The following is a 1,741-nucleotide window of genomic DNA, read 5'->3' on the forward strand; positions in this document are numbered from 1 at the left end:
AACGGCGCATGAAATTTAGACGCAAATTTTAAAATTTTAAAAGTAAAATTTGCGCGGCTAGGACTTTTTAAAATTTTGTTTTAGCGTGGCTTTTCAACCGCCTTTTGCCTCTCTGCTACCTAAATAATATTCCTCTAATGGATAATTTAGATTTCCGCAGTTGTCCAGCTCAAAACCCTGTTTTATATCAAACGACGCCTTGTTTCTCTCCTGGTAATATTCCTTGATCTTTTCAGAAAAATTCATTATATCAAATAGGTATTCGGAATGGTTGCGTTGTATATAATTTTTATAAATTAAAACAAACTTATCTAACAATATATGAATATTCGGTCCTTTATAAGCGCCGTCTAGAATAATTATCGGTCTATCAAATCCAGCACTCATATCGTTCAAATTTATTTTTAAATATTTCTTTGGGTCGGTTTTTTTAGCTTTTAGTTTATTCATAAAAATTTCCTCAAACGTCTCATTATTATCATGATGCTTTTTTAATACTTCAAACCAATTAGATAAATTTATGTTCTCTAGTTCATAGTATGCAATTTCATATGAGCTACGCCAAGAACTGCCATAGGCATAGGTCCTATAATCATTGATCATTCGCTCTAATTTTAGCTCGTAATCCAAAAACTGTCCTATCGCTCTTTTATACAGCTCCTCTTTGGGTAAAATTCTATTCTCTTTTAAGCAGAATCCTTGCTTGTATTTGTTGTAGTCGGAAAGGGAAACTATCGCGAAGCCTCGTGAAGTGGAGTAGTCTGGCACGATGCGGATAAATGCGGCGCAGAGTATTATTATAAGAAGTAGCACTCCAGCTAGCGCTTTAAATTTAAGAGATTTATAAAATTTCATACCGACGCTCCTTTAAAATTTAAAATTTCAGTTGTTTACTCGGCTTTTCAGCCGCCTTTAAACAAATCTTCTCTTACCAAGCGATCCGATATTTCTTCGACATTGTTTTTATAAATTTTAAAATCGCTATTGCCGCATGTGTCGATTTTAAAGTCATCTTCGCTATATGATCTGGTTTGAATCTCTCTTTCATAATATTGCTTTCTATCCAATAAATCTTTGGGAGTATATCCTTCAGGAACTCTAACCGAAATAGCACTGAATTTAAAATCATCATAAAGAATGAAGCTTTTATCAAGATATAAAAGATATTTATTTAATCCTTTGTATTCAATTACCGGCATATCAAAGCCCGCAAAGCCCTCCGCTAAATTTATCTTTAGCCTTTCTGCGATATTTACTGGCTTCATTTGAAATTTCTCGACAAAAATATTTCTATACAGCAGCCAAGCGTCTTGATTTTTACGTTTTTCTATCTCATACTCTTTGGATAAAACTTCCAACCAATCATCGTTATTAAATTTATCCGTCTCATAAAAGCCTACTTTAACGGCAAATTCTCCATTGCCGTAGTTGCAAGCTTCATTGTCATATACATAATAGCATCTGTCTGTAATAGCAGCATAAAACAATACGGATCTGTCTAAGGTATCTAAAATTCCGCGCTTAAATCGCTCCTCTTTAGACAAAATTCTATCCTCTTTTAGGCAATAGCCCTGCTTGTATTTGTTGTAGCCAAAGATTGAAACTACGGCGAAGCCTCGTGAAGTGGAATAATCGGGGATTATACGGATAAATGCGGCGCAGAGTATCGCCGCCAGAAGCAGCGCCCCCGCCAGGGCTTTAAATTTAAGAGATTTATAAAATTTCATACCGACGCTCCTTT

2 protein-coding genes are annotated in these 1,741 nt (G+C 35.0%); both read right to left on the reverse strand.

Annotated elements, in window-relative coordinates; all coding sequences use genetic code 11:
• Positions 1-93: 93 nt before the first annotated feature.
• Entirely contained in the window at positions 94-855 is a 762-nt protein-coding gene (locus Q0238_RS09710; RefSeq protein WP_297945608.1) for a hypothetical protein, read from the reverse strand.
• Between the two features lie 47 nt (positions 856-902).
• Complete coding sequence (locus Q0238_RS09715) at positions 903-1,727, reverse strand: hypothetical protein (protein ID WP_297894239.1); 825 nt, start codon at positions 1,725-1,727, stop codon at positions 903-905.
• Positions 1,728-1,741 lie beyond the last annotated feature (14 nt).

It is taken from the genome of uncultured Campylobacter sp. (assembly GCF_938045775.1).
Classification (GTDB): Bacteria; Campylobacterota; Campylobacteria; order Campylobacterales; family Campylobacteraceae; genus Campylobacter_B.

What these genes read in the sequence shown, in the direction of transcription:
- Q0238_RS09715 (WP_297894239.1), bottom strand. Translation starts at nt 1,727, where the DNA reads ATGAAATTTTATAAATCTCTTAAATTTAAAGCCCTGGCGGGGGCGCTG.
- Q0238_RS09710 (WP_297945608.1), bottom strand. Translation starts at nt 855, where the DNA reads ATGAAATTTTATAAATCTCTTAAATTTAAAGCGCTAGCTGGAGTGCTA.